General features: G+C 52.6%; 25 protein-coding genes. 14 read left to right on the forward strand and 11 right to left on the reverse strand.

Annotated elements, in window-relative coordinates; translation table 11 throughout:
• Nucleotides 1-6: 6 nt before the first annotated feature.
• From PCH01S_RS23045 to PCH01S_RS23050, 3 genes are all read right to left on the reverse strand, one after another.
• Nucleotides 7-792 carry a glucose-1-dehydrogenase gene (locus PCH01S_RS23045; RefSeq protein WP_042233533.1) on the reverse strand — a complete coding sequence of 262 codons (786 nt, stop codon included), beginning with the start codon at nt 790-792 and terminating at the stop codon, nt 7-9.
• A 174-nt stretch (nt 793-966) separates the two neighbouring features.
• A complete protein-coding gene (locus tag PCH01S_RS31060; RefSeq protein WP_164977156.1) occupies nt 967-1122 on the reverse strand; it encodes a hypothetical protein in 156 nt (51 codons plus the stop codon).
• 138 nt (nt 1123-1260) lie between these two features.
• Entirely contained in the window at nt 1261-2124 is an 864-nt protein-coding gene (locus PCH01S_RS23050; RefSeq protein WP_042233535.1) for a metallophosphoesterase, read from the reverse strand.
• A gap of 253 nt (nt 2125-2377) precedes the next feature.
• On the opposite strand from PCH01S_RS23050, the gene PCH01S_RS23055 reads away from it, so the two are divergent.
• From PCH01S_RS23055 to PCH01S_RS23065, 3 genes are read left to right on the forward strand one after another with little or no spacing between them, the layout of a single operon-like run.
• Nucleotides 2378-2755, forward strand: a complete 378-nt coding sequence (locus PCH01S_RS23055; protein ID WP_042233538.1) for a GntR family transcriptional regulator — start codon at nt 2378-2380, stop codon at nt 2753-2755.
• A gap of 13 nt (nt 2756-2768) precedes the next feature.
• Nucleotides 2769-3659 (forward strand): ABC transporter ATP-binding protein, encoded by an 891-nt coding sequence (locus PCH01S_RS23060; RefSeq protein ID WP_042233539.1) that lies wholly within the window; start codon nt 2769-2771, stop codon nt 3657-3659.
• Nucleotides 3619-4683: a hypothetical protein gene (locus tag PCH01S_RS23065; RefSeq protein ID WP_241688737.1), complete on the forward strand. Its 1065-nt coding sequence runs from the start codon at nt 3619-3621 to the stop codon at nt 4681-4683. Before PCH01S_RS23060 ends, PCH01S_RS23065 begins: the two co-directional genes overlap by 41 nt.
• Nucleotides 4684-5361: 678 nt before the next feature.
• On the opposite strand, the gene PCH01S_RS23070 is transcribed toward PCH01S_RS23065, so the two are convergent.
• Nucleotides 5362-6396, reverse strand: coding sequence for an AI-2E family transporter (locus tag PCH01S_RS23070; RefSeq protein WP_042233543.1), 1035 nt, complete (start codon nt 6394-6396; stop codon nt 5362-5364).
• A gap of 602 nt (nt 6397-6998) precedes the next feature.
• Here PCH01S_RS23070 and PCH01S_RS23075 point away from each other — a divergent pair.
• Nucleotides 6999-7418 (forward strand): hypothetical protein, encoded by a 420-nt coding sequence (locus PCH01S_RS23075; RefSeq protein WP_042233545.1) that lies wholly within the window; start codon nt 6999-7001, stop codon nt 7416-7418.
• 91 nt (nt 7419-7509) lie between these two features.
• Here PCH01S_RS23075 and PCH01S_RS23080 read toward each other — a convergent pair whose 3' ends face one another.
• The 4 genes from PCH01S_RS23080 to rnhA all read right to left on the reverse strand — a co-directional run bounded on the left by PCH01S_RS23080 (nt 7510) and on the right by rnhA (nt 12039).
• Nucleotides 7510-8496 carry an ABC transporter permease gene (locus PCH01S_RS23080; protein ID WP_042233549.1) on the reverse strand — a complete coding sequence of 329 codons (987 nt, stop codon included), beginning with the start codon at nt 8494-8496 and terminating at the stop codon, nt 7510-7512.
• Nucleotides 8486-10006 (reverse strand): sugar ABC transporter ATP-binding protein, encoded by a 1521-nt coding sequence (locus PCH01S_RS23085; protein ID WP_042233550.1) that lies wholly within the window; start codon nt 10004-10006, stop codon nt 8486-8488. The genes PCH01S_RS23080 and PCH01S_RS23085 overlap by 11 nt, the downstream gene beginning before the upstream one ends.
• Nucleotides 10007-10078: 72 nt before the next feature.
• A complete protein-coding gene (locus PCH01S_RS23090) occupies nt 10079-11191 on the reverse strand; it encodes a sugar ABC transporter substrate-binding protein (protein ID WP_042233552.1) in 1113 nt (370 codons plus the stop codon).
• 206 nt (nt 11192-11397) lie between these two features.
• Nucleotides 11398-12039 carry a ribonuclease H gene (gene rnhA / locus PCH01S_RS23095; RefSeq protein ID WP_042233554.1) on the reverse strand — a complete coding sequence of 214 codons (642 nt, stop codon included), beginning with the start codon at nt 12037-12039 and terminating at the stop codon, nt 11398-11400.
• Nucleotides 12040-12331: 292 nt separating this feature from the next.
• On the opposite strand from rnhA, the gene PCH01S_RS23100 reads away from it, so the two are divergent.
• Nucleotides 12332-12559, forward strand: a complete 228-nt coding sequence (locus PCH01S_RS23100; RefSeq protein ID WP_009673104.1) for an alpha/beta-type small acid-soluble spore protein — start codon at nt 12332-12334, stop codon at nt 12557-12559.
• A gap of 78 nt (nt 12560-12637) precedes the next feature.
• Here the strand turns inward: PCH01S_RS23100 and PCH01S_RS23105 are convergent, their stop codons facing one another.
• Complete coding sequence (locus tag PCH01S_RS23105) at nt 12638-13000, reverse strand: hypothetical protein (protein ID WP_042233556.1); 363 nt, start codon at nt 12998-13000, stop codon at nt 12638-12640.
• Nucleotides 13001-13351: 351 nt separating this feature from the next.
• Here PCH01S_RS23105 and PCH01S_RS23110 point away from each other — a divergent pair, with 351 nt between their 5' ends.
• Nucleotides 13352-14611 (forward strand): methyl-accepting chemotaxis protein, encoded by a 1260-nt coding sequence (locus tag PCH01S_RS23110; protein WP_042233559.1) that lies wholly within the window; start codon nt 13352-13354, stop codon nt 14609-14611.
• A 96-nt stretch (nt 14612-14707) separates the two neighbouring features.
• Here PCH01S_RS23110 and PCH01S_RS23115 read toward each other — a convergent pair whose 3' ends face one another.
• Nucleotides 14708-16510 (reverse strand): M3 family oligoendopeptidase, encoded by a 1803-nt coding sequence (locus tag PCH01S_RS23115; RefSeq protein WP_042233561.1) that lies wholly within the window; start codon nt 16508-16510, stop codon nt 14708-14710.
• Nucleotides 16511-16738: 228 nt separating this feature from the next.
• On the opposite strand from PCH01S_RS23115, the gene PCH01S_RS29960 reads away from it, so the two are divergent.
• Genes PCH01S_RS29960 through PCH01S_RS23125 form a run of 3 tightly spaced genes read left to right on the forward strand, consistent with a single transcriptional unit; the run spans nt 16739 to nt 18310 of the window.
• Nucleotides 16739-16915, forward strand: coding sequence for a YycC family protein (locus tag PCH01S_RS29960; protein WP_084706668.1), 177 nt, complete (start codon nt 16739-16741; stop codon nt 16913-16915).
• 4 nt (nt 16916-16919) lie between these two features.
• Nucleotides 16920-17156: a hypothetical protein gene (locus PCH01S_RS31495; RefSeq protein WP_231392066.1), complete on the forward strand. Its 237-nt coding sequence runs from the start codon at nt 16920-16922 to the stop codon at nt 17154-17156.
• Nucleotides 17157-17194: 38 nt separating this feature from the next.
• The gene (locus PCH01S_RS23125) at nt 17195-18310 is read left to right on the forward strand and encodes a GGDEF domain-containing protein (RefSeq protein ID WP_042233563.1); all 1116 of its coding nucleotides are present in this window, start codon (nt 17195-17197) and stop codon (nt 18308-18310) included.
• 92 nt (nt 18311-18402) lie between these two features.
• On the opposite strand, the gene PCH01S_RS23130 is transcribed toward PCH01S_RS23125, so the two are convergent.
• Nucleotides 18403-18789 (reverse strand): globin domain-containing protein, encoded by a 387-nt coding sequence (locus PCH01S_RS23130; protein ID WP_042233566.1) that lies wholly within the window; start codon nt 18787-18789, stop codon nt 18403-18405.
• A gap of 343 nt (nt 18790-19132) precedes the next feature.
• On the opposite strand from PCH01S_RS23130, the gene ylbJ reads away from it, so the two are divergent.
• From ylbJ to PCH01S_RS23165, 5 genes are all read left to right on the forward strand, one after another.
• Nucleotides 19133-20359 (forward strand): sporulation integral membrane protein YlbJ, encoded by a 1227-nt coding sequence (gene ylbJ / locus PCH01S_RS23135; protein WP_042233568.1) that lies wholly within the window; start codon nt 19133-19135, stop codon nt 20357-20359.
• Nucleotides 20360-20647: 288 nt separating this feature from the next.
• A complete protein-coding gene (locus tag PCH01S_RS23145; protein WP_255246863.1) occupies nt 20648-21325 on the forward strand; it encodes a PilZ domain-containing protein in 678 nt (225 codons plus the stop codon).
• 11 nt (nt 21326-21336) lie between these two features.
• The gene (locus PCH01S_RS23150; protein ID WP_042233573.1) at nt 21337-22149 is read left to right on the forward strand and encodes an NAD kinase; all 813 of its coding nucleotides are present in this window, start codon (nt 21337-21339) and stop codon (nt 22147-22149) included.
• Nucleotides 22150-22660: 511 nt separating this feature from the next.
• The gene (locus tag PCH01S_RS23155) at nt 22661-23524 is read left to right on the forward strand and encodes a type II CAAX endopeptidase family protein (RefSeq protein WP_042233575.1); all 864 of its coding nucleotides are present in this window, start codon (nt 22661-22663) and stop codon (nt 23522-23524) included.
• A 354-nt stretch (nt 23525-23878) separates the two neighbouring features.
• Complete coding sequence (locus PCH01S_RS23165; protein ID WP_042233579.1) at nt 23879-24232, forward strand: DUF3243 domain-containing protein; 354 nt, start codon at nt 23879-23881, stop codon at nt 24230-24232.
• Nucleotides 24233-24291 lie beyond the last annotated feature (59 nt).

Here is a 24291-nt window from a genome sequence, read left to right on the forward strand (position 1 = left end):
TTTCTCTCAGCCTCTTCCTCCTTGGAACGACGGATATTTCGTCATCCCCCCATCCGCAAACAGCGTGATGCCGGTGACGTAGCTGGACTCCGACGAAGCCAGCCAGGCGGCTACGGCCGCAATTTCTTCCGGTTTGCCGATATACCCCATCGGAATGAGGGCTTCCACGCCGGCGCGCGCCTGTTCGTCGGCGAATTTGGATTCATTGATGGGCGTGTCGATCGCTCCCGGTCCGATATTGTTCACCCGGATTCCTTTGGGCGCAAACTCCAGCGCAAGCGTTTCGGTCATCATTTTGATGCCGCCTTTGCTCGCCGCATAATGGACGAAATGCGGCCAAGGAATCATTTCGTGCACACTTGAAACGTTGATAACGGCCCCTCTGATTTCATGCTCCAGCATATAGGAAATGGCCTCCCTGCTGCCGAGAAACGCCCCGGTCAGGTTCACGTCCAGCACTTTGCGCCAATCGTCGGCGGACAGCTCCTGAGAAGGGACTTCATTCTCGATTCCCGCGTTGTTGATCATTACGTCCAGAGAACCGAAATGCTCGTGGGCGGTTTCGACCAGCTTCTTCACGTCCTCTTCTTTGGTCACGTCTCCCCGGAGCGCCAGCGCTCTGCCCCCCGCGGCTTCCACTTCAGCGATCAAGGCGGGAATGTTTTCTTCATGGCTCAAGTAATTGATCAGGACATTCGCTTTCTCTTGGCCGAAACGGACCGCAGCCGCTCTTCCTATCCCCGTAGACGCTCCCGTGATGACAACCGTTTTTCCTTCCAAATCCTTATACATGGCGGTACCTCCTTGATTTTGGAATGCGAATCTCGCAGAAGACCTCCACTTTAATTAAACGTTTCAGAAGGAAAAAACGCATAAAAAAACAACAAACCCCGGCTGCAAGCAGCCTGGGGTTTGTTCATGAACGCCTTCGGCCGGTAACCCGGACCGCAGGAACTTATACGAAAATTAGTACAGGAACGTGCGGGAGATGATAACCAGCAGAATGAACAGAACCAGAATCGCACCTACGCTCGTACCTATGCCACCGTATCCGCCTACTCCGCCTACTCCGCCTACTCCACCTACTCCGCCTACTCCTCCTACTCCTCCAACATAACCCATCTTTCGTATCCCCTCTCGGTGAGTTATTGTCTTACCGTACACTATATGTGATTCCGCTAAAATGGAGTGGATGTCAGCCCGTATCGGCTCAAATTGAGCGACACTCCGCCGGAGCCTACTGCGGCGAACTCTACGGTGTTACAGGCGCTTCTTTAACGTGAACACCGTCAGCTCAGGCCGGCACCAGAACCTGACGGGGTGCATCGTCATGCCGATGCCCCGGTTCGTGTACACGTGCAGCTTGCCTCCGCCGAGTTTGTACAAGCCGTCGACATACTTGCGCCCATACATCGGTGTCGTAATCGCGCCGTAGAACGGCAGGCGCACCTGCCCCCCGTGGCTGTGCCCGGACAGCTGCATATCAACCGGCGCTTCAAGCGCGATATCCGCGAAATCCGGGGCATGGGACAACAGGAGTACGAAGTCGTCTCGGCGTACGCTTTTCAGCGCCCGGTCCAGATCGGGGCGCCCTTCCCACATGTCATCGACGCCGGCCACCCGGATCAGCGCCTTATCTTTGCCGACCGCGACGGACCGGTTCGTGAGCAGCTCGAAGCCTCCCGGCTTCAGCACCTTCTCCGTCTCCACGGGCGATCCGTAATAATCGTGATTGCCGAGTACCGCGAATTTACCCAGCGGAGCCTTGAGTGCCGCCAATGCCTGACTGACTAAGGAACCGTCGTACACGCGGTAATCATACAAATCGCCGGTGAAGCACAGCAAATCCGGCTTCAGCGCGTTGATCATGTCCACAAGCTGCGGCAGATCTCCGGGCGCCAGATAGGGTCCGACGTGAACATCGCTGAACTGGACGACACGTACGCCATCGAACGCCTGCGGCAGCCGTTCCAGCTCCAGCCGGACATGCTTGGTGCGGATCCAGTGCGGTTCGGCAAACCGCGCGTATCCGTAGGAAACAAAAGGGGCTGCCAACAAAGCGCCGATCAGAAATTTGCCTTTTGCCAGAAAGGCTCTGCGTGTCATCTTCGGATTAAGGTCCATCGTGTTTCCGTTTCCTTTCTCCGGTTTCGTTTGTACTTGATCTTAACATGTCTCCGGCCGGAAGGCCAAAAACGCCAACTTCTCTTCTTCAACACCGTTAAAGCTCCGGAAAAATCCGGGTTGACAAAACCTCTTCATTTTCATTATTGTACTAAGTGTACTACATTAAGTAGTACACTTTAGAATTTATTTTGCTTAACGACACCACGCGTTCTTCATCCTACTTACCGCCAAGAAAGGGGTGCCTCCTTCGATGATCAAAATCAACGAGCGAAGCGAACTTCCCATATACGAACAAATCATACAAGGAATGAAAGAACTCATACTCAAAGGGGCGCTGCAGCAGGGAGACCGTCTGCCCTCTGTCCGGGAACTCTCCGCCGCGGTCCTCGTCAATCCGAATACGGTCGGCAAGGCTTACCAGGAACTGGAGCGCCAGGGCATCATCGAAACGCTGCGCGGTAAAGGCACCTTTGTTGCCAAGCCGTCTTCACCGGGCATGGAAAAAGAGCGCCTTGAGAAGTTCCGCTCCACTTTCCGCCAGCTTCTTGTCGAAGCCGCTTATCTGGGAATCAAGGCCGATCAGGTTAAAGACTGGACCGAACAATTTTACAAAGAAATCAAGGAGTAAAGGAGTATCCCTTATGCTAAACGTTGAAGCTCTCAGCAAACGCATCGACGGACGTCCGGTTCTGGAAGATGTCCGATTCCGGCTCGGCCAAGGCTCCATCGCCGCGCTCGTCGGCCGCAACGGAGCCGGCAAAACCACCCTGCTCCGAACCCTTGCCGGCATTCTGGAGCCGGACCGTGGAGAAGTCCAATGGGAAGGCCGTTCGATTCACGAGCATCCCGATGCCAAACGGAATATCGTATATGTCCCCGATTCTCTTGATATGTTGGGAGGCTACACGGCCAAGGAATGCGCGGATCTTTATCGTCTTGCCTACCCCGACTTCGATCCGGCTTATTTTGCGGACCAGCTCCGCAGATTTCATCTTCCGGAGCGCAAAAAAATCCGCACCTTCTCCAAAGGCATGAAGGCGCTTATAGGCCTACTTCTCGCTTTTTCATCGAAAGCCAGCCTTATTCTCCTCGATGAACCCACGAACGGTCTGGATTCAATCGTCCGCAAGCAGGTTCTTTCCTTCCTCGTCGAAGAAGTCGCGAGCGGGAACACGTCCGTTCTCATTTCATCCCATCAGCTTCAGGAACTGGAGCGAATCGCGGACACGGTCATCATGATCCGGGAAGGAAAGCTGGAGTCCGCCTCCTCTCTGGAGGAAACCAAAGGAGCCCTGCATAAGCTGCAGGTCGTGTTCAATGGAGAACCGCCCGGGGATTTCCTGAGTCTGCCTCAGGTGAGAGTCGTGAGCCATGTGGGCCGCGTTTATACGCTCCTCCTGCTCCAGGACGATTCCGTGCAAACTCTCCAGCACCTTCAACACCTGAATCCGCTGCTGGTCGACCGGCTTTCCATCCAATTGGAGGATGTATTTGAGTACCGTCTGGGAGAGGGTGACGAACATGCTGTCTAAAGCGCTGTGGAAAAAAGACTACAAGCAAGCCAAGCTGCTGCTGTGGCTTATGCCTGCGGCGGGGTTTCTGTTTCTGGTTTTCAACCGGATAAATGAATTGATCCTATCCCCGGCAAACATGAAATGGAAACTGCAATTTATCAATAAGGACTCGGAAAACGCCACGATATATTCATTTGGTTCTGAATTTACCAACTACCGGATTGCGCTTGCCGTTTTGGCGCTGGGAGTCGCGGTCCTGCTTATCGGAATGGAGCGGCGAGGCCTTCATCAGGATTTCACCTTCTCTCTGCCTTTCAAACGCACTCAAATTTACTTAAACAAATGGCTTCTGGGCATCCTTTTTATCCTCGGAGCGGTTCTCCTGACGAACGCGCTGGATATTGTCGTGATTCTTTTGTCGCCGTACCATGACTATTTCACTCTGTCTGTCCACGTGCGTGAGGTTCTTCGTTCGACCTTTATATTAACCGCTTGGTACACCATTGTCCTGTTTGCAGGAACGTTCACGGGCGGGGCTTTGACGCAAATTCTTCTGTCCCTGGTTGCCGGCGTACTGCCGATGGGCCTAAGAAGCATGCTGGGTTCTTTCCTCTCCGTTTATTGGCCCGGATACAGAGAGCTGTTAAACCCGGTTATTAGACACAACTGGCATTATTTAGACCCTTTGGATCTTGTTACGGGCGGCGGTTATTCACTGACTTCGCTTTATCTGTTCGGGATATGCGCGGTTTACATCTTGATTTTCCTGGGAGCTGGGTTGTACGCTTATTCGAAAAACAAACCGGAAAACAACGGCAAAGCGATTCTTTTTCCCGGTCTGGAACCTTACTTTTTGTGGGGCGCCGTAGTTTGCGGAGCTTGCTTTGCCGGGATGGTTGGCAAAAATTTCACGGCCCCCTACTATCAATACCAGCAAAACGGCGCGTCCTTATATGCCTATGGCCTTGCTTTCCTTCTTGGCGGAACGATCGTTTACTTCGTTCTTCGTTTCCTGCTGAAACGCCGTTTCAAATTCATTTGAGATCGACTGCTGAGATAAAAAAAGAGCACCGCAAAAAACAACCGGAAACCGAAAAAACCCGCCAGCCATGCTGACGGGTTTTTCGTATGTTCGTTTTACTGCCTGTAGCGGTTATGTGTCCATCTGCTTCTTCCTTGTGCCATGGCTACTATGGCGGAAAGAAACCCACTGCCGTTTCTATAGAAAATGTCGTTAGTATACTCATATAGAAGGCTCGAAGAAACGGCCTTGTTTTCTAGTTCCTAATGATCTCTGAATAAAGAAATGACCAATTAGTGTTCCTAAAACAATGAAAGCCCTGCCTCTCTTTCATCCTTGCGGCTCCGATGACCGCGCCAGTGTGAATCAAGTAACACGGTAAACAAATTCTTAGGGTTGTTGGAATTTGATTCGGTGGAGGAATGTTATTCATAAAAGAGGAACTAAAAAAGAGGGTTTAACAATACAATTACATATTGTATCATAGACGGCTTACTTTTTCAATACCCATTTTCGGTCAGCTGCGCTCATCCGGTTCAAAACACGATCAGACGAATCCGGTTCGAGGGTTGAATAAGCCGGAACGAATGGGCCTAACGAGGGCTGAGGAATCACATCGAGTTTGACGGATGACCGGTTGGCAGCAGCATAACTCGAAAGAGCAAGACATCCCTTTAAGGGACGCTTGCTCTTTTGGGTTTAAGCAGCGGGTTCTTTTTCCCGGGTCACATCCAGTACGTCCAGCAGGAACATAAAGATCGGAATCCCGATAATCAGTCCCCATACGCCCATAAAATGCTCGGAGAAGATGAGGACGATAAAGGTGTAAAACACGGGCAGGTTCGTTTTGGCGGACATCAGCTTCGGATTCAGCATATAAGCTTCCAGGGCGTGGAGAATCGCGACCAGGACAAGCACATATACCACCATCATGATCCCGTCTATGCTGTAAGCAATCGTACAGAGCGGAATCAGTGATATGATGACGCCCGCCACGGGGACAAGGCCCAGCAGGAAAATCATCAAGCCAAGGCCGAACAGCTGAGGAAAACCGAGAATCCACAGCGCGATGACGGACAGAATGCCGTTTACGAGCGCGATGAGGAACTGAGCTTCCAGCACTTTACCGAAAGAGTGGACAAAACGGCTGCCGAAATAGGCCACTTCTTCGTAAAACGCCGCGATTTTGCTGTCTTTGAACTTCGCGGTAAAGCGGATGATTCTCGGCTTCTCGAGCAGGAAAAACAGGCTGAGGAGCAGGGCGATGAACACCTGCACAAGCACTTTGCTGATGTCAGTCACCGATTTGAACACAAAGCCGAATCCCTGGTTCATATACTTCGAGAGCTCGGTCTGTTCAATGTAAGGTTTAATCAGGTTGATGATATAGCTGAGCACTTCATTGTCCTGCGGCTGCGTATAAAATTCATACAACTGCCTGACGACCTGCGATACCTGGACGGCCACGACAGGCAAATACCTGTACATCCCGATCCCCAGCAGCGCCAGAATAACCACGTACAGAATCGCTACGATCCAGCGCCGGTCCACTCTCATATACCGGTTCAGCCTGGATGAGACGGACGACTGCATACGGTCCATCAGAAAAGCGAAGATGAACGTAAGCAGAATGAGATTGATCATGCTCTGCATAGCATAAAGAATAAGGGCAAGCAGGGCGAAGATCAAAATTCTCCGGAAACCTTTGCTTTGAAAATATTGTTTGGTAAACATATGGTGTATGCTCCTATCCTCACAAAACTCGGGGCCTTTCCGCCCGCTCTAACTCTCTCTACTATATAACGAATAGACGGGGGGATGGTTCCGGTATTTCAGAACTTTCAGCAAAATTTGCGGACCGCACGGCCCTGCCCTTGCGATGATGATAAAAAGTATGAAAAAGGAGGCGGTTTTATGCGGAAACTTCCTGCATTTTTGCGGCAAATGCTGCACAACGGCTGGTTCTGGGTCGCTGTGGCGGCAGGCGCGGTTGCCGGAAGTTTGAGTTGGCTGCTGTACATGAGGCTCTAGTCGGCTTGTTTGCACCACGACGAGCGGAAAACGGGTATGACGTTCTCTCTCTTTATACATCCTGTCTAACAATCGGTTTTTCTAAACCTCCGGGAAGTGAAAGTTTGATAGAATCCGAAAGTTGTAAAAGCAGCCTGCTCCTTTTGATAAACGGGACTGGCTGTTTTTTTATGCTTGTAGAGCTTAACCTCGAGGCAATGAAGCGGATATTTTACAAATACTAAATTTACAATTTTGCCTATATATGTTATTTTTTAAGATAGGTTGGCCAACCTATCATTTATTATAACCTGGAGGTGTCGTTCATGAAAAAAATTATCGTCCTCACGCTTCTTTTCCTGCTGACCTTAGGAGTCTCTTCCGCTTACGCTAACACCGAAACCGAGCCTAACGATACTTACACAACCGCCAATGTTTTGTCCCAAGGGGACAACTTCGGCAAATTGAGCGGATCGCTCGACAGAGACTGGTGGACCGACCAAGTTCCGGCCGGCAGCGTACACAAAGTCACGCTAACGTCTCCTACCGGCTATCCTTACCTCATTACGTTATATACACTGTCCCCGCTGGGTGTGCCTATTTACCAGTCCTCCGCAAGCGGCAACGGATCGGTTACGCTGAACGGCGGCGCGTCCGGGACTACTTTTTTCGTTAAAGTGACTCCAGCTTTCCTGAATGTCGATACAAGAAAAAATTATACGCTCAATCTGTCCATCGTCAACTAAAATCTTCCTGACGAGGGGTTCGGAAGAGCCGCTTTATTTTCAAAAAAAGACCTTGAAGGATTTCCTTCAAGGTCTCTTGTTCGTGCCTGCCCTATTGACGCCGACGGTTCAAGTGAACGAACGTAACGGCAAGCGCCGCAAGAAGCACGCCCCCCTTGATGATATCGAAGGAATAGTACGGCACGTTCAGCATCGTCAAGCCGTTGAGCAGGATGCCGATCAGCACCGCTCCGAAGAAAGTGCCGATTACATTGGGCTTGCCCGCGCCCAGGACGGAATACCCCACGAACACGGCCGCCACCGCTTCCATAAGCAGCGGAGCCCCCGCGTCGATCTGGCCCGAACCGATCCGGGCCGCATACAGGATTCCCCCTATCGCGGCGAAAAGTCCCGAGAGCACGTAGGCGGCCGTCCGCACCCGGTTTACACCGATCCCGGACAACCGGGCGGCTTCGCGGTTGCCTCCCGTAATATAGAGCTGGCGGCCCCAACGCGTGTACGTCAGGAAAATATGGACGGCCGCTACCGCGATAATCATCAGGATGACGGGAACCGGCAAGCCGATGATTTTTCCTTGGCCCAGCCATTTGAAGCTTTCCGTCACTACACCCTTTGCCGTCGTTCCGTCGGGCATCGGCATGTTGTTGTACACCGAAAACCCTTTGGTGTACGTCTTGTGCACCCCTGCGATGATATACATCACCGTCAGTGTGGCAAGCAGGTCGGGAATGCGCACCTTCACAATAAGGAAGGCGTTGAGCAGGCCGATTCCGATGCCGATCGCCAAGGGCACCAGCAGAACCACGATCAGGGGCTGCTCGTACCAGACCATCAGCGAAGCGGCCACGACGGTCGTAATGGAAACGGTAGAGCCGACAGACAAGTCGAATCCGTCGACAATCTGCGACAGCGTGACGCCGATCGCCACAAACGTAACGATAGAAATGGAACGCAAAATATCAAAAATATTATCATAACTTAAGAAGTTCGGGTTCGTAATGGAAAAAAAGACAAAAACCGCAGCGATGACGACAAGTGTCCCGTAGCGGAACGAAACGTCCAGTGCTTTATCTTTCAACGTGTTCGGCCTCCCCTGCGCTGGCATAAGATAAAATGGCTTCCGCCGTGGCTTCCTCGCGGCTGAGTTCGCCTGTGATCCGGCCGTAGCTCATCACGAGAATCCGGTCGGCGATCCCCAGAATTTCGGCGATTTCGCAGGACAGGTAGATAACGCCCTTGCCTTCCTGCGCCAACTGTCCGATCAGCCGGAAAATGTCGCTCTTCGCGCCGACATCCACGCCCTTCGTCGGCTCGTCGAACATGTACACCGAAGCGTCCGTCGGCAGCCACTTGCCTACGGCCACCTTCTGCTGGTTGCCGCCGCTCAGGTGCTTCACCGGCCGCTCCGGCTGCGGCGGCTTCACCCCGAGCCGGCCGATCAGCCGCTCGGCGTGGCCTCGCTCCTCGCGCCTGCGGATGAATCCGCCGGCGCTCAGTCTCCGGAGAATCGGCAACGACAAGTTGCGCTGGACCGATTCCTCCACAAGCACGCCCTGCTTGCGCCGTTCCTCCGGCACAAGCACCACGCCTGCGCGTACGGCATCCTCCGGCTCATGGAGCCGCAGCCGTTTGCCGCGCAGCAGGACGTCGCCGCCGTCGGCGCGGTCGGCTCCGAAGAGCAGCCGGCTCAGCTCGGTTTTGCCGGCGCCGACCAGGCCCACGATGCCGAGGATTTCGCCCTCGCGGAGCGTGAAATCGACCCCGCGCACCTTCGTCCCGCGGCGCAGCCCCCGGACCTCCAGCACCGTCCCGCCCAGGTCCGCCGGCAGTTTGGGAAACTCCTCGGCGAACGTCTTGCCGAGCATCGTTTCAATGATTTCGCCGTGACTGGTACCCTGGGCGGCCTTCGTCAGCACGCGGCTTCCGTCCCGCATGACCGTGATCCGGTCGCACAGCCGGGTCACTTCCGCAAGCCGGTGCGAAATAAACACACACCCGACGCCGTTCGCTTTCAGCCGTTCCATAATCGCGAATAGCTGCTCCGATTCTTCAAGGCTGAGGGGAGCCGTCGGCTCGTCGAAAATGACACACTTCGCCGCATGAGCCACCGCCCGTGCGATCAGCACGAGCTGCTTCTGCGCGATGGTCAGTTGCGACGCCTTCAGCTTCACCGGGATGTCCGAGCCTATCGAATCGAGGATTCTCGCCGCTTCCCGGTTCAGTGTGCTCCAGCGAAGCCAGGCGCTCCCGTGCGCAACGCTGTCCAGCAGCACGTTCTCCGCCACCGTGAGCTCCGGGACGAGCGCGGTGTCGACTTCCTGATACACGCAGAAGATTCCCTGACGCATCGCATCCTTGGGCGACGAAATCGGCACGGGCTTCCCGTCGATTTCGATCGTTCCCCCGTCCGCGGTATAAGCGCCGGACAAGATCTTCATGAGCGTGCTTTTTCCCGCCCCGTTGGCCCCCAGAAGCCCGTGAACTTCGCCGCCTTTTACTTCAAAATCCACTTCCGACAACGCTTTTACGCCCGGAAATGTTTTCGTTATGCCGTTCATCCGCAGCACGGATAGTGAAGTCGTCGTCATGATGAACCGTACTCCTCCCCGAACTTTCAAAATCCCATCGTCAACAACCCGATGGGATTTCGCGTGTTCTTCTTATTTGCCCGACTGTTTCTCGGCTTCCTTAAGCCAATCGGTGTAACCTTGCTGGCTGTTGCCCCAGCCTTGCACATGCTGGCTGAGTTCCGCCGTCGTAACTTTCTTGTCTTTCGGCAGTTGGTCGCGGGAGACGAATACCGGCTCCAGGACCACTTTCTCCGGAGTCTGATCCCCGTGAAGCTTCTGATACAGGTAGCGGACCTGAATGCGTCCGATATCTTTCGGATCGACAGCGGCCGAAGCTACCCAGGAGCTGTTCGCATCCTGAATGAGCTGAAGATCCTCGTCGCTCATGTCGATGCCGTATACTTTAATTTCCGTGCGGCCCGCCTGCTGAATGGCGCGCGTTGCGCCTTTGGCGAACTCGTCCCAAGCCGCCCATACGGCCGTAATATCGCCTTTGTTCGGATACTTTTTCAAGATCGCTTCCATTTGCGCCTGCGTATCCAAAGCCGGGTTCTGCGCGTTGCCGAACGCCGCGATTTCTTTAATGTCTTTATTCTTATCCAAGAATGCTTTGTAAGCGATCTGGCGGCTCTCCATCGGAGGGAAACCTGCCACCCACACTTTGACGATGTTGCCCTTGCCGCCGGCGTCTTTACCGAGCTGCTCCAGCGTCAGTTCGGCCAGCTTCTGGTCGTTCTGTTCCAGTGCGACGATACCGGGTCCTTTGACGTTGGAATCAAATGCGACAATCGGAATTTTTTTCTCCACGGCTTTATTAATGCCGCTCTGAAGGGCATCCGGTGTTCCGTGGTCGAGCAGAATACCATCGAATTTCTGGTTGACGGCCGCATCGAGGTTGGAAGCCATCTTCGTCAGATCGCCGTCGGCAGGAATCACCGTTACCGTACCGCCAAGCTTGGTAACCTGCTCCTTCACGCCTTCCACGTATTGAGCCGAGAATGTGCCCAGATTCTGACGCATAATCAGCGCGACTTTCTTGCCCGCCAAGGCATTTGCTTTATCACCGCCAGCCGGCGAAGCGCCAGGTGTCTGCGCAGCCGATCCCGTAGTTGTCTCCGTGTTTGCTTTGCCGCATGCCGCCACCAGACCGACGATCAGAATCATCATAGTGAAAACATGGACAACTTTGCGTATCCCTTTCATAGTTCCCTCTCCCCCGTTGTTCATTTTCTGTGTAAAAGTTCTCTTTAATCCAAGTATTCCAGTTGGATTAAGGCATATCATACTGTACGTCCTTCTTTTCGTCAACGAAAATTTTAGGCGCACTTGCGCAGGCCCCGAGGCGTCCTTCTTGCGCACAAACTAAAAAAGCTCTCAGCCCGGAAACCATTCCGGACTAAGAGCTTGGCTTATTTACGGCCGAAATCGGCCTTGATTTCTCCCCACTTCTTAGTATCCCATTTCACGATTTTATTGGTGTATGTGTTGGTGCGTATCCACTCAAGCGCGCGGTCTACCAAGGTCCATATTTCTTTGGTCGAAGCGTCCCTGACCAGATTGGAAGCGACCTCTTTTTTGCGGAGCCAGCTGAGGGCGGTCATCGAATCCGTATAAATGGTTTTGCTGCTTCCCTGCTTTTGCAGATAGGCGAGAGCATGAACAATGGCGAGAAACTCCCCCATATTGTTCGTTCCTTTGGAAATCGGTCCCCTGTAGAAAATCACTTCGCCCGTCTTCGTATCCACGCCTTTGTATTCCACGATTCCGGGATTACCGGAACAGCCCACATCGACGGAAATGCTGTCATAGTCCACTTCGGGAGGCGCCTCGGATTTCCCGGAACTCCCCGCTCCCGCGGACTTTTTCTTCGCTCCGAAATCGAGCGACTTCTGCCAGCCGCGTTCGTAAGCGGCCCGCGCCTCGGCTTCCGTGGGATACGACTTGTATTTGGCCTGCGGGAACGCATCGGTCTGCTCCTTGCACTGGGCCCAAGTCGAATAAATTCCCGGGGTTCTGCCCACCCATACCACATAAAACTTTTTCTCGGCCATACTTCCCTTCCTTTCCATGCAAAGGGGTCGTTCCGGACAAGCTTGCGAATGTCTGTCCAATCCCCGGCCTATAGTTTATCACAAAACGGCGGGATTACGCCCGTTCATAAAGCCCCCTTGCCGCCCTTCGTAAAAGCCTCTTTTCTTTTATTTTTTTCGACGCTTTCGACTTTTTCTACCTATTTATACACCTCTATCCAAACCCTTTTCGACAAGTTAAAATATTTTTTTCAGGCATGAGTATTTTTAACAAAACGGTTCATACTACCCATTACCGAAGGAGGTGATATGAATGGGTGCAGGACAATCCCGCAGCAGCAACACACTGGTTGTTCCACAAGCTAACCAAGCTTTGGACCAGCTGAAATACGAAGTCGCTCAAGAGCTTGGTATTCAAATTCCTCAAGACGGCTACTACGGTTACATGGCTACTCGCGACACAGGCGCGATCGGTGGACACATCACTCGCAGACTGGTTCAAATCGCCGAGCAACAGCTGGCAGGCAAATTGGGACGTTAATCGTCTGATTCAAACATACTTAAGCACGACCAAAAAAGGTGGCCGAAACAGCCACCTTTTTGCTTGTTTTGAACGTCCTTATCCGCGGATGAGGCTGGACATGTTATAGTTCGATTCGAACATGACGCTGGCATACAGCGTTTCTTTCTTTACCGTGAAATCAAACGTAATTTCCCCGTGCGTCCAATTCACTTTGTACTTCAGAGAATCAAGCGCAAGCTTCCGGAAAGCCTGCCACTGGGATTCCGTCAGACCCGTCCCGCTCTTCTGCACAACCCCATCCCTTCCTTCGAGAGGATTATGCCGGACGCCGAACTTTCCGACCGCATTGTTGCGGATCTGCAAAAAGACCGTTCCCGAGTTTAACTCGCTCAATTCCTGCCGAAGCTCGGTAAATACAATTTCAACTTGACGTACCAATGAAATCGGTTCAATAATCATGATTTTCCCCCTAATGTCTCTCTTAAAATTGTATGAATTTGTATATTCTAGGCATGTAGCCACAGTATAATGTGTCTTTAGATCTAATACAACAAAATTTTACATTAATTTTATTTTTTTCAATCTTTTTCTCGCTAAAATCCGCCTTAAAGTCACATTTCATATGATTTTTCCTACAAAAAATTAATCAAAAATTTATTTCAAGACCTATGTACCCCTTTCTTTTTTAGGTCTTTTCACTCACTTTTTTTACACCAAATAAAACTATAGACCCTTATAAAACCCGGTGATATAATGGCCGCAGGAAATATGTTACATTTTGAATTCATTCTGTCTATAGGAGCGTTATGTATGAAGAACTGGTCGTCTCTCTCCTTTAAAAGCAAGCTGCTGGCCGGCTGTTACGGCTTGATCGCCGTTTATTCCGCGGCGCTGCTTCTCCTTCTCCTGCTTCCCGGTTTCAACCGCTTGATCGGCTTTATTTTTCTCGCGGTTATGCTGGCGGCAAGTTTCCCTTTCGTCCGCTGGTTTGAGAGAGCGCTTACGGAACCTGTTGAAGACCTTACCCGCGCGGCTCTCAACATCTCCAAAGGCGATTTCTCCCGCAAGGTGGATGCGACAACAGACGATGCCTTGGGCGATCTCGGACGTTCCTTCAACAGCATGATCGACAAGCTGCGCGGCATTTTGGGCGAAACCGGCTCCATCACGAGACAAGTCGTCGATACGAGCCAAAGCATCTATTCCCAGAACTTGCAGCTCAAGGACGTTCTTCAGCAGGTGACGGTTTCCGCCCAGGAACTCGCCTCGGGAGCCGGACAGATTTCGGAAGAAGTCTCCACCATCTCCGTATCTACAAAAGATATCGAACAGAAGGTTTCGAACTTTGCGGGGTCGACCCAAACGATGAATGCCCGTTCCGAGCAAATGCTGTCGCTCGTCGACAAAGGCCGTGAAGCTGTCGAAATACAGGGGCAAGGCATGAAAAGAAATGTCGAAGCTACCGCGCGCGTTTCCGACACAATCCGCACTCTTGCGGAACAAACGGCAGGAATTTCCAAAATCACCAAGGCAATCTCGGAAATTGCCGAACAAACCAATCTCTTGTCGCTGAACGCGTCCATAGAAGCGGCAAGAGCGGGGGAACAAGGGCGGGGATTTGCCGTAGTTGCGCAGGAGGTGAGGAAACTGGCCGAAGAAGCAACGACCCAGACGAGGGAAGTTTTCGGGCTGGTCACGGCCATCGAATCCGGCATTCGCCAGGCTCTGTCTCATATCGAAGTAAATGAGGAAGCCGTCGGCAGACAGACGGAGCTGATCCAGGATACCGAAGCCGTTTTCTCCGATATTTTTAACGCCGTCCGTTTTATTTCCGACCGGATCGGAGAATTTGCCGAAGAGAGCGACAGTATGCTGGCAGGCGCACGTCAAATTTCCGCAACGATGGAGAACATCTCCGCAATTACCGAGCAGTCCGCTGCGGGAACGGAGGAAGTGTCCGCTTCGATGAACGAGCAGATCAGCGGCGTTCTCGAAATGGTTAGCCGGTGCGAGCAAATGACACGTTCCGTTAAACAGCTGGAGCAGACGATTCAAATTTTTAAATTATGAGAAAATTTAATTCCGGTCCGCCGGGTGTTCATGTAAAAAGAACCTTCGAATCCACAATGGTGGATTCGAAGGTTCTTTGGGCTGCAAGGAACGGTTTTACTTCACTTTGCCTTCCGTCAGGCGCATGAATTCGTTCACGTCTTCGATAACGGTATCGACCGCGCTCTGCCAGAAATCCGGCTGGGTCAGATCGACGCCGAGATGCTTGTGAGCCAGCTCTTCGACCGTCATGCTGCCGGTATCCCGGAGAAGCGCCGCGTATTTGTCCTCGAACGCGGTTCCTTCTTCGAGCGCACGCGCATAAATGCCCGCGCTGAACAGGAAACCGAACGTATACGGGAAATTGTAGAACGGCACATCCGTCGCGTAGAAGTGCAGTTTCGCCGCCCAGAAATGAGGATGATAAGCGCTGAGCGAATCATTAAACGCATCTTTCTGCGCTTGGACCATCAGCTCGCTGAGGCGGTCTGCGCTTACGAGACCTTTGCGGCGCTCGTCGTAGAAGTTGGTCTCGAAAATAAAGCGGGCGTGAATGTTCATGAAGAACGCGACCGCGCGCTGAATTTTGTCTTCCAGCAGGACGATGCGCTCGTCGTCGCTGACGGCCGCTTTTACAGCCGCGTCGGAGACGATCAGCTCCGCGAATGTGGAAGCCGTCTCCGCCACGTTCATGGCGTATTCCTGGGCCAGCGCCGGCATATCATCCATCAGATACTGATGGAAGCCGTGGCCGAGCTCGTGAGCGAGCGTGGACAGGTTGTTCAGCGTTCCGCTGTAGGTCATGAAAATGCGCGTCTGCTTCGCCAGCGGGAACGACGTACAGAAGCCGCCCGGACGCTTGCCTGCGCGATCTTCCGCTTCGATCCAGCGGTTCTCGAACGCCTGCGCGGCATAATCCGCCAGACGCGGGCTGAAGTCGCGGAACTGGTCGACGATCAGCTTGGCGCCTTCGTCGTAGCCGACGGTCTTCGTTCCGCCTTCCAGAGGAGCGTCCACATCCGCCCACGCCAGCTTTTCAAGACCCAGCAGCTGTGCTTTGCGGTTCAGATAATCGACGAGCACGCCCTTATTGCGGGTAATGACGTCCCACATCACATCGAGCGTCTGCTTGCTCATGCGGTTGATTTCAAGCGGTTCTTTATGTACGGAATCCCAGCCGCGCTGTTTGTAAACCTGCAGCCTGAAGCCGGCGATATGGTTAAGAGCTTCCGCCGCAAAGTCGGCTTTCTCGGCCCATGCCTCTTCCCACCGGTTGAAAAGCTCGGTGCGCTTCGCAAGTTCCGGCGTATGCAGGCGGTTAAAAGCCTGGCCCGCCGACAACTCCTGGCGCTCGCCGTTCTCTTCCACCACCATGCGGAACTGGCTCACCGTCGTGTTGTAGAGGTCGTTCCAGCCGTGATAACCGTCAACGGCCAAGTCGCTGATCAGCGCTTCCTGCTCCGGCGGAAGCTTCTCTTTCGCCTGCGTTCTGCGCTCGTTCAGGGAAAACGCGATCTCGCGGAGACCTTCCTGCTCAAGCAAAGCGCTCCAGACGTCATCCGGCGTTCCCGTGATAACGGGGTCCAGACGGGTCAGGGATGCCAGGAAATCGGCATAGAGCGTTTTCACTTTACCGCCAAGCTGGACGGCTTTCTTATCCTTCTGATTATCGGCCGCGAGGCAACCTACGAATGAATCCGCTTCACGAATTCGTTTTAAGATGCCCTGATACTGATCTATTAGAGCCTTAAAGCCAGCCGAATCGCCGGCGGATTGAGGGGACGACGCTTTCTCGAGACTGGCGCGGAATCCGGCGATATCGCCATCCAGATCGTTCAGAAACGAGGCAAACTGGGGAGATTCGCTTCCGCCCGGGAAAAATACGTCCAGATCCCAAGTCTGATTCAACGGTGTATGCATGTGTAATCCACCTTTCCGATTAGAGGGTAAAGACTAAATTGACCTACGGTAACATTAAACCATAAACTTCCTGCAAACAAAAGAAGGGTCTTCCGCCTTGTTGTGAGAGGTCACTCAATAGGATACAGTATGGAGGAGGGACCGTTTATTCACGCAATTGCTTCTTCCTAAGAAATATGCTATCAATAGATAAAAAGAACCATTTTTCCCGAAGAAAGGATAGGTCTAATGAAACCCTTGAACATTTCTCCGGACACGGCGGTGAAGCTTGCCAAGCACCTGGGCGTACCGCTCGAGCACCTGATGCACATGCCCCAGCATATCCTGCTGCAAAAGCTGGCCGAGCTCGCTTCGTCCAAGCCCGATAAGGATCCGGCGCCGGATTCCGAAAGTGAAACGAAGTAAAATGATGCTTCCTTTTAGTCATACATGGCCTTATGAAACCGTTTTGAAAGATATTTATGTAGCCGAGTGCCCGTTCTGCAGCCAATCTAACGTTCTCCTGCCTTTAAGGACTAAAGACTTACTTCCGATCCATGAAGGCAAGAAAAGACTTCTCGTGTTTCCCTGCTGCCGTGAGAAAGTGACGCTGGTGGACACGGACACGGATTATTTGCTTGCGGACCGGCCTTTCAGAAAACGGTAAGACGAGCCATCCATTGCAATAACGAGGAGTGGTTCCGCTTGAGTGAATATCTGGTTGCCCTCACCATTGCTTGTACCCTGGTCACCCTCAGCTATCTGGCGCTTAAAATACAGCGCATGCATTTTTTTGAAAATTATGAAAAAATAGCTTCACCCGTACTGACCGGCCTGGCCTGCATTCTGCTCATGCAACAGCCGCTCTCGCTGGATACGGGCGCCGTAGACCTGCGCTACCTTCCCGTCGTCATGGCGGGGCTCCGCTACGGGCTCGGCAATGCCCTTTTCTCCACCCTGCTCCCCACGATCTATTCCATTGTGACGACGGAAGATTCCATGTGGATGATGCAGACGCTGCAAAGCTTGATTATCCCGGCTGTTCTCAGTTCGGGCTTTCATCGTTCGGAATTCAGGACCGGCAGCAAGCCGATTCCGATCCGGGCCGGTTTGAAAATCAGCGTGCTCCTGTTTCTCACCCAGGTCGTCATTTACGCGGCCGTGCATACGGGAGGACACGCGCTGAGCGAATCGTACCCGCTGCTGTTTATGTCCGTCGTGTCGGCTGTCTCCGTCTGCCTCCTGATCGGGATGAGCAACGACGAAAACGCCAAGTGGCTGAACCAGCGCAAGCTCGAAATGAAGGCAAGCCAGGATCTGCTTACGGGGCTCCCGAATCTGAGGAGCTTTTTTGAAATAGCGGGTCGTACGCTCGGCTTTCGTGCGGTTTCCATTTTTATGATCGACATCGACAATTTCAAGCAGTATAACGACTGCTGGGGCCACCTTCACGGGGATCAGCTTCTCCGGGAAACGGGACGCCTGCTCAAGAATGTGGTCGCGGAGCACGATTATGTCGCCCGTTACGGGGGCGAAGAATTCATCCTGATGAGCACGGAGACCGATCCCGTCAAGCTGCGGGAGTATGCCGAGAAAATCCGGCTTGCCGTTGCAGCTCATCCGTTCGAGCATGCGGAAACGACGCCCGTCACCGTTTCGATCGGCATCTCTTCCGCCGCGGATGCCGCTGCGGATCTGCAGCTGCTGATCGATGAAGCGGACCGTGCCCTGTATATCTCCAAAAATACGGGTAAAAACAGGATTACCCTGTGCAGCGAATCTCCGGAGCCAGCGCTCCTAGAACAACAAAACGCTTATTGAAGTACCATGCGAAAGACAGCATGCGTGTTTCAATAAGCGTTTTGAAATTTTAGGGGACTAGAGAAGCATTCCTGCCGGACGTGTTCTTCCCCTTATTCCTGATTCACGAAATGATAGGCCGGCGCCTGCAATCTTGCAAGCAGAATCCCCGCCAAATCATCGGGAAGACCGATTTCCCGGGCAGCCTCGCGCATGCAGGACAGCCAGGCATCCGCTCTTTCTCGCGTAACGGGAAAAGGCATATGGCGCGCCCGCATCATCGGATGTCCGTGCTCCATCGTATAAAGCATGGGCCCTCCGAAAAATTGGGTAAGAAACTGAATTTGTTTCTCCATCACCGGACGGATATCTTCCGGAAATAGAGGACCGAGCAGCGGATTCTCCTGCACCTTCGGATAGAAGGCTTCTACCAGCCTGCGAAGGACAGGCTCCCCGCCCATGCGTTCGTACAGCGTTGTCGTTGAATCATCGATATTCATGCTGAGGTCATCCTTTGGCAACTAAAATCGTCGGCGCGGAACAACCTGAGGACACCAGCACTAAACAGACCTGACTGCTCGGCTCAATATCCTTCCAGATCGTCTTCCGCCGCATTTATAAGGGCTTCCCTTATCACGTAAACAAAAAAGCATACCAGCAGTCCAGAAATTACTCCAGCCATAAGTTTCACTCCCACGGTTACAGGATGAAAAACCAGGTTTAGTACCATTGTACCACACTTAAGTTCAACTTCCAGTGTTTTCGAAAACTAAGTATACGCTTACAAAAAACATGTTTCTCTCCCTGCGCACATATACGTTAAGGAGGAGGTGTACAAACCCCATGTCGAGGCGTTCCGTCTTTACCCTTATTCCTTTGTGTGTACTGATCATCGGCATCGCTGCGCTTATGGTCGCCTATCCCCGCGAAAGTCTCGCGGCGGCGGTTCACGGCGTCGCCATCTGGTGGGGCGTGCTCTTTCCGGCCTTATTCCCTTTCTTCGTTATTTCCGAGGTGCTTCTCGGATTCGGAATCGTCCACTTTTTCGGCATGATCTTCGATCCCATGATGCGTCCCGTTTTTCGTATACCCGGAATCGGCGGATTCGTGGTGGCCATGGGCTTCGCCTCCGGCTATCCGGTCGGTGCGAAGCTGACTTCGCAGCTCTGGAAGGACAGGCTCGTCAACCGGGAGGAAGGCGAGCGCCTTGTCGCCTTCACGACAAGCTCCGATCCCATCTTCCTCATCGGAGCCGTCTGCGTCGGTTTCTTCCATGACGCTTCCCTCGCCGCCGTGCTCGCGGCCGCCCATTACGGGGGCGCCCTGCTTGTCGGCTTTCTGATGCGGTTTCATGGAAGAGGGGCTCCTTCAACGCCCGCTCCGCGTGCTGCCGCAGGCAATCGTTCGTCCGTCTGGGCCCGCGCCTTCAAAGCGATGCACAAGGCACGGCTGGAAGACGGACGGCCTTTCGGCACTTTGCTGGCCCAAGGGGTTCGGAATTCGCTGAACCTGATTTTTCTGCTGGGCAGCCTCGTAGTCTTTTTCTCCGTTGTGCTTGAAATGCTAACCATGAGCGGTGTCATTCACATGCTCTCCGGCCTGCTGCGCATGTTCCTGAACGTGCTTCAGCTCCCTCCGGCCCTCTCTGATGCGCTGATCGGAGGCACATTCGAAGTTACACTCGGCGCCAAAGCGGCAGGCGGCATGGACGATTCGACCCTGCTCGTATTCAAGACAGCCGCGGCCGCCTTTATTCTTTCCTGGGGAGGGCTATCCGTTCATGCCCAGATCGTGAGCGTCCTGAGCCAGACGAACATGCGTTACGCGCCATTTTTGACGGCCCGCATTCTACATAGTTTACTCGCTTCGGTGCTTGTGTTTGTGCTGTGGAAACCGATGAGGCCAATAGGGTTTCTTCTGGAGAACGCCCTGCCTGCCGGGAAATTCGGAACGGACGGCGCTACCGGATGGCTGACGCTTTTTCCGCTCGCGTTCGTTGTCTTCGCCGGTTCCCTGTTTATTTTATTCTCGCTTTATCTTCTTCACTCCTTCCTGAAACGAACCGTTTGAAAGAATATTCTGTCAATTCATCTTATGAATCGGCCATGCAAAAAGTGAACCGTCAGCCGCGGCTCCGGAAGCCTCGCCGCATCGTAAGAAACCTCAGCCTCGGCGCGGAAACGGCGAATTATGGGCATCCGGGCAAACAAGCTTCCCCGCCGCTGCTCTTTCCTGTAAAGCTTTACAGAGTCTAAGCATTGTGTTATCGGCCGTAATTGATTATTATGAGAAAAGAAGGTTCGTTATGAATGAGTGTACCTAATCTGGATGCCGCCGCATGGAACCATGGTGATAATGATGAATTGGACGTATGCGCTGACCCAACATATTCTCGTACCGAAAACGGAGTGCAAGCTGATCATTGTCGGAGAAAACGCCGATGGTCAGCCCTTTTGCTTGGAAACCCGCGTGTTTTTGCGCGAAGCCGGCTTGGACTTTTTTTCGGTGCATGTATATTTTGATCTCGCCAATCCGCTTGATAAACTGGAGCAGATTTCTTTTATCGAATTCTCCTTCCAGGATCAGGGGATCAACTATTATTCTTTTGTCGATCTTGTACAGCTTGACCCGGAAGTCTCCTCTTGCGTGCTGAAGCTCGTCTCTCCGCAGGAGTTGTACTCCTATCAAAACCGCAGGCACATCAGGAAGCCTCTGCCTCCGCTCACGAACGCCACTTGTCGTGTGATCGGAGCCCGGCAGAATTCCGCCGAGGACACGCCCGCCTTTATAGGGCAGCTTCTGGAAATCAGCCGAAGCGGTACTTCTATGATCACTTCGCACAGAATGATCGAATCCCTAATGTTGGAATTATCCTTCCATTTGCCTGAAGTTGAAGCTCCGCTTCTCCTGACAGGCGAAGTTCGGAGCAGCACGCCCTTCAGCAGCGATTCTTATCGCGTCGGCATTGAATTTCATGACGTTCCCCTTTCGTCATTGAATCTCATTGATACCTATTGCGAACAAACATCTTCTTAGGAGGAAACGTGTTGAAATATTTCTTAGTGCAGCGTCAGGATGATGTATCCGCCGGTCTGGCCCGCCGTTTTCACGAATTGGCCGGACAATACGGCATGGAGCTCGACGAGCAGGAACCCGAGGTTGTTGTATCCATAGGAGGGGACGGCACTATGCTGATCGCCTTCCATCAATTTGCGGATAAACTGGACCGTATTTCTTTTGTGGGCATTCATACCGGGCATCTCGGTTTCTTTGCCGACTGGAAACCCGACCAGCTCGATTACCTGGTAGAGCTTATGCATAACGGAGAAATCAATCAGGACATGCGCATTGTTCAATACCCTATTCTGGAAATTGAAATTCATTCTTCCCAAGGTGTAGAGCAGCGTCTGGCTTTAAATGAATTCACGTTAAAAGGAATCGAGAACACGCTTGTCGCCCAAGTTGACATCAACGATGAAATGTTCGAGATGTTCCGCGGAGACGGCATTTGCGTGTCCACTCCTTCCGGCAGCACCGCTTACAACAAAAGTCTGGGCGGCGCCATCGTGCATCCGTCCCTGGCCGCGATCCAGATTGCCGAGATTGCGTCCATCAACAACCGCGTCTACCGGACGCTCGGCTCGCCGATGCTGCTTCCGATGCATCACCACTGCGACATTTACCCCAAATCGAAGCATCCGGTTTACCTGGCGTTCGATTATCAATATGTGCAGCGCAGCGATGTGGAATCGATCCGGTGCCGGGTGAGCCCGAATCTGAAGGTGAAATTCGCCCGCTACCGCCCGTTCCCGTTCTGGAACCGGGTCCGCGAAGCGTTCATCGGCCACGAATTTCAGTAATGTTTTTCACGGGTGTCCCGGACGGGCTCCCGCAAATAGCGAACGGGACGTTCCCGGCAAGCTTACGCTGCCGGAACGTCCCGTTTTTTTGTGTTGTTGTGTCGGGTTTCGGTGTTGGGTTTCGGTTTCGGTTTCCCTCTTTTACTGCGTCATCTCACGTTTTGCGAATTTGCCGGTCCCCTGTGCCGCTATTTTTCACAATCGTTGTATAAGCCCGGTCGGCTGGCCCGGCTTCTGAGCAATCAGAGAAGCTACGGCTGGCCCCGCCTAAACGGAACCGGTAAAGGCGCTGAAGCATGGACAGATCACTCCATCCGGGCATTCTCGATCGAACCCCTCTGCCGCTCGGCAAAAATGGTTGATTACGTTAACGTGAGTCGTCCAACCTGTATTCTCATTCGTACTAGGCTGCAGGCTAGGAAAAAACTGGACTTGAGCTCGTTATGATCAAGGTGGAGCGATTGCTATACTTCTAAATGGTTATACATACTTTGAAAAGAGGGCTGCAATCATGAAAACTAACTTTGGCAGCACGTCCGTCAGAGGGTCAGAAGGGGAGAAGGAGCGTATTTGTTTTGCTCGGAAGGGACTTCTCGTTTTCTTCGCAATGCTCATCCCTCTTTCCGTACTAGGCTATGTGCTGACTATGAAGTACCCGATCTTTGTCCTGTTCCTGATGTGGACGCCGGGCTTGTCCTCCATTTTCACCCGTTTGCTGCTGCGTGAAGGCATAGCCGATATTTCCCTGCGGGTCGGAGGACGGCGTACGTGGAGGACTTTGCCTTTTATACTGCTGTTTCCTGTAGTCATTGACCTGGTTGCGTACGGAACTGCTTGGATTACGGGACTGGTACAATTCGTCACACCCGATACGTACATAAAAGCTCCACCTGTCGTAATATTTCTGGGACTTTTGCTCACGCAAATGGTTATCGGCACAATCACCGGCCTCATCGGCAGTGTCGGAGAGGAGCTTGGCTGGCGAGGCTATATGCTCCCTAGGCTGATCGACGCCCGCGTTCCCTACCCGATGCTGACCAGCGGGATCATCTGGGGATTATGGCATCTTCCCTTAATGATTGCCGGGAATTATTATTCCGGTCCCTACCTTGCTCTCTCCGCCTTTTTATTTATGATTTCGGTTACCTCCTTCGGTTACATTATCGGGTGTCTGCGGCTAACAACCGGCAGTGTATGGCCTGCGTTCTTCCTGCACGCCTACTGGAATGCCGTGATCCAAGATGTCTTCGATTCATTCTCCAAAGGCGAGAATGTCCTGCTCTGGACGGGAGAATCAGGGATTTTAGTTGCTCTTGCTTTACTGGCAGCGGCATGGTTCATTTCGAGGAGGCCGATGAGCATGAGGCGGTTATAGCGAACGGCATACGAGATTAAAGCTTTGGATTCGGATTCTTGAGTGATCTTGATCTCCTTTTTATGGGTAATAAAAAAAGACGAAGAGTCACATGCTCATTCTCCGCTTTTTCATAAACCGGCATTTACGGGAGCTATCTAAAAAACGTGCTTTTGAGAAAGCACAGGATAATCTCAAAGCCGGGTATGCACCTGAGGCGATGAATGATACCGCTGTTCTTAACCACAGGAATGCCGAACGGCAAGCCAATACGATATGCGCCCGAAAAAAATGTTCGAACCGGTTCAACCTGAAAACCTTAGGGTAAGGATGTCTTGTAACATTATACAGACCTTATACAAGGAGGCGTTAACGATGACAGAACACAATCATATGGTCGACAAAAACGGAACTTTGGATACAGGTAAAGTGAATGATGTCATGAATCGCATGGATACGGGTGAGAAAGAACAGATTCTGAAAAACTTCGAGGAGTTCAAATCATACCTCGGAAGCCGCGTCCACCTGGGTGAAAGCCTCGGTCTGGGTGAAGAGCAGCTCGCCAGAACGGCCGAGAAAGTAGCAGGCTACCTGGCCGCTCACGAGGAACCTCGCAATGCGGAGGAAAATCTGCTGAGAGAGCTCTGGAATGTAGGACGCGACGAAGAGCGTCATATGCTCGCTCACATGCTGGTCCGCCTGGCACAAAAAGCGAACAAAGCAAACTGATTTTGCCAGTCAACCCCTTTGCCGGAAGGGCACACACATAAAAACCCTCTGTTTGTCCT

The sequence above is a fragment of the Paenibacillus chitinolyticus NBRC 15660 genome (assembly GCF_000739915.1).
Classification (GTDB): Bacteria; Bacillota; Bacilli; order Paenibacillales; family NBRC-103111; genus Paenibacillus_F; species Paenibacillus_F chitinolyticus.

Excerpts from the sequence above, each read along its gene's own strand:
- PCH01S_RS23045 (WP_042233533.1), bottom strand. The coding sequence starts at position 792 with ATGTATAAGGATTTGGAAGGAAAAACGGTTGTCATCACGGGAGCGTCT.
- PCH01S_RS31060 (WP_164977156.1), bottom strand. The coding sequence starts at position 1,122 with ATGGGTTATGTTGGAGGAGTAGGAGGAGTAGGCGGAGTAGGTGGAGTA.
- PCH01S_RS23050 (WP_042233535.1), bottom strand. The coding sequence starts at position 2,124 with ATGGACCTTAATCCGAAGATGACACGCAGAGCCTTTCTGGCAAAAGGC.
- PCH01S_RS23055 (WP_042233538.1), top strand. The coding sequence starts at position 2,378 with ATGATCAAAATCAACGAGCGAAGCGAACTTCCCATATACGAACAAATC.
- PCH01S_RS23060 (WP_042233539.1), top strand. The coding sequence starts at position 2,769 with ATGCTAAACGTTGAAGCTCTCAGCAAACGCATCGACGGACGTCCGGTT.
- PCH01S_RS23070 (WP_042233543.1), bottom strand. The coding sequence starts at position 6,396 with ATGTTTACCAAACAATATTTTCAAAGCAAAGGTTTCCGGAGAATTTTG.
- PCH01S_RS23075 (WP_042233545.1), top strand. The coding sequence starts at position 6,999 with ATGAAAAAAATTATCGTCCTCACGCTTCTTTTCCTGCTGACCTTAGGA.
- PCH01S_RS23085 (WP_042233550.1), bottom strand. The coding sequence starts at position 10,006 with ATGACGACGACTTCACTATCCGTGCTGCGGATGAACGGCATAACGAAA.
- PCH01S_RS23090 (WP_042233552.1), bottom strand. The coding sequence starts at position 11,191 with ATGAAAGGGATACGCAAAGTTGTCCATGTTTTCACTATGATGATTCTG.
- rnhA (WP_042233554.1), bottom strand. The coding sequence starts at position 12,039 with ATGGCCGAGAAAAAGTTTTATGTGGTATGGGTGGGCAGAACCCCGGGA.
- PCH01S_RS23100 (WP_009673104.1), top strand. The coding sequence starts at position 12,332 with ATGGGTGCAGGACAATCCCGCAGCAGCAACACACTGGTTGTTCCACAA.
- PCH01S_RS23105 (WP_042233556.1), bottom strand. The coding sequence starts at position 13,000 with ATGATTATTGAACCGATTTCATTGGTACGTCAAGTTGAAATTGTATTT.
- PCH01S_RS23110 (WP_042233559.1), top strand. The coding sequence starts at position 13,352 with ATGAAGAACTGGTCGTCTCTCTCCTTTAAAAGCAAGCTGCTGGCCGGC.
- PCH01S_RS23115 (WP_042233561.1), bottom strand. The coding sequence starts at position 16,510 with ATGCATACACCGTTGAATCAGACTTGGGATCTGGACGTATTTTTCCCG.
- PCH01S_RS29960 (WP_084706668.1), top strand. The coding sequence starts at position 16,739 with ATGAAACCCTTGAACATTTCTCCGGACACGGCGGTGAAGCTTGCCAAG.
- PCH01S_RS31495 (WP_231392066.1), top strand. The coding sequence starts at position 16,920 with ATGCTTCCTTTTAGTCATACATGGCCTTATGAAACCGTTTTGAAAGAT.
- PCH01S_RS23130 (WP_042233566.1), bottom strand. The coding sequence starts at position 18,789 with ATGAATATCGATGATTCAACGACAACGCTGTACGAACGCATGGGCGGG.
- ylbJ (WP_042233568.1), top strand. The coding sequence starts at position 19,133 with ATGTCGAGGCGTTCCGTCTTTACCCTTATTCCTTTGTGTGTACTGATC.
- PCH01S_RS23145 (WP_255246863.1), top strand. The coding sequence starts at position 20,648 with ATGAATTGGACGTATGCGCTGACCCAACATATTCTCGTACCGAAAACG.
- PCH01S_RS23155 (WP_042233575.1), top strand. The coding sequence starts at position 22,661 with ATGAAAACTAACTTTGGCAGCACGTCCGTCAGAGGGTCAGAAGGGGAG.
- PCH01S_RS23165 (WP_042233579.1), top strand. The coding sequence starts at position 23,879 with ATGACAGAACACAATCATATGGTCGACAAAAACGGAACTTTGGATACA.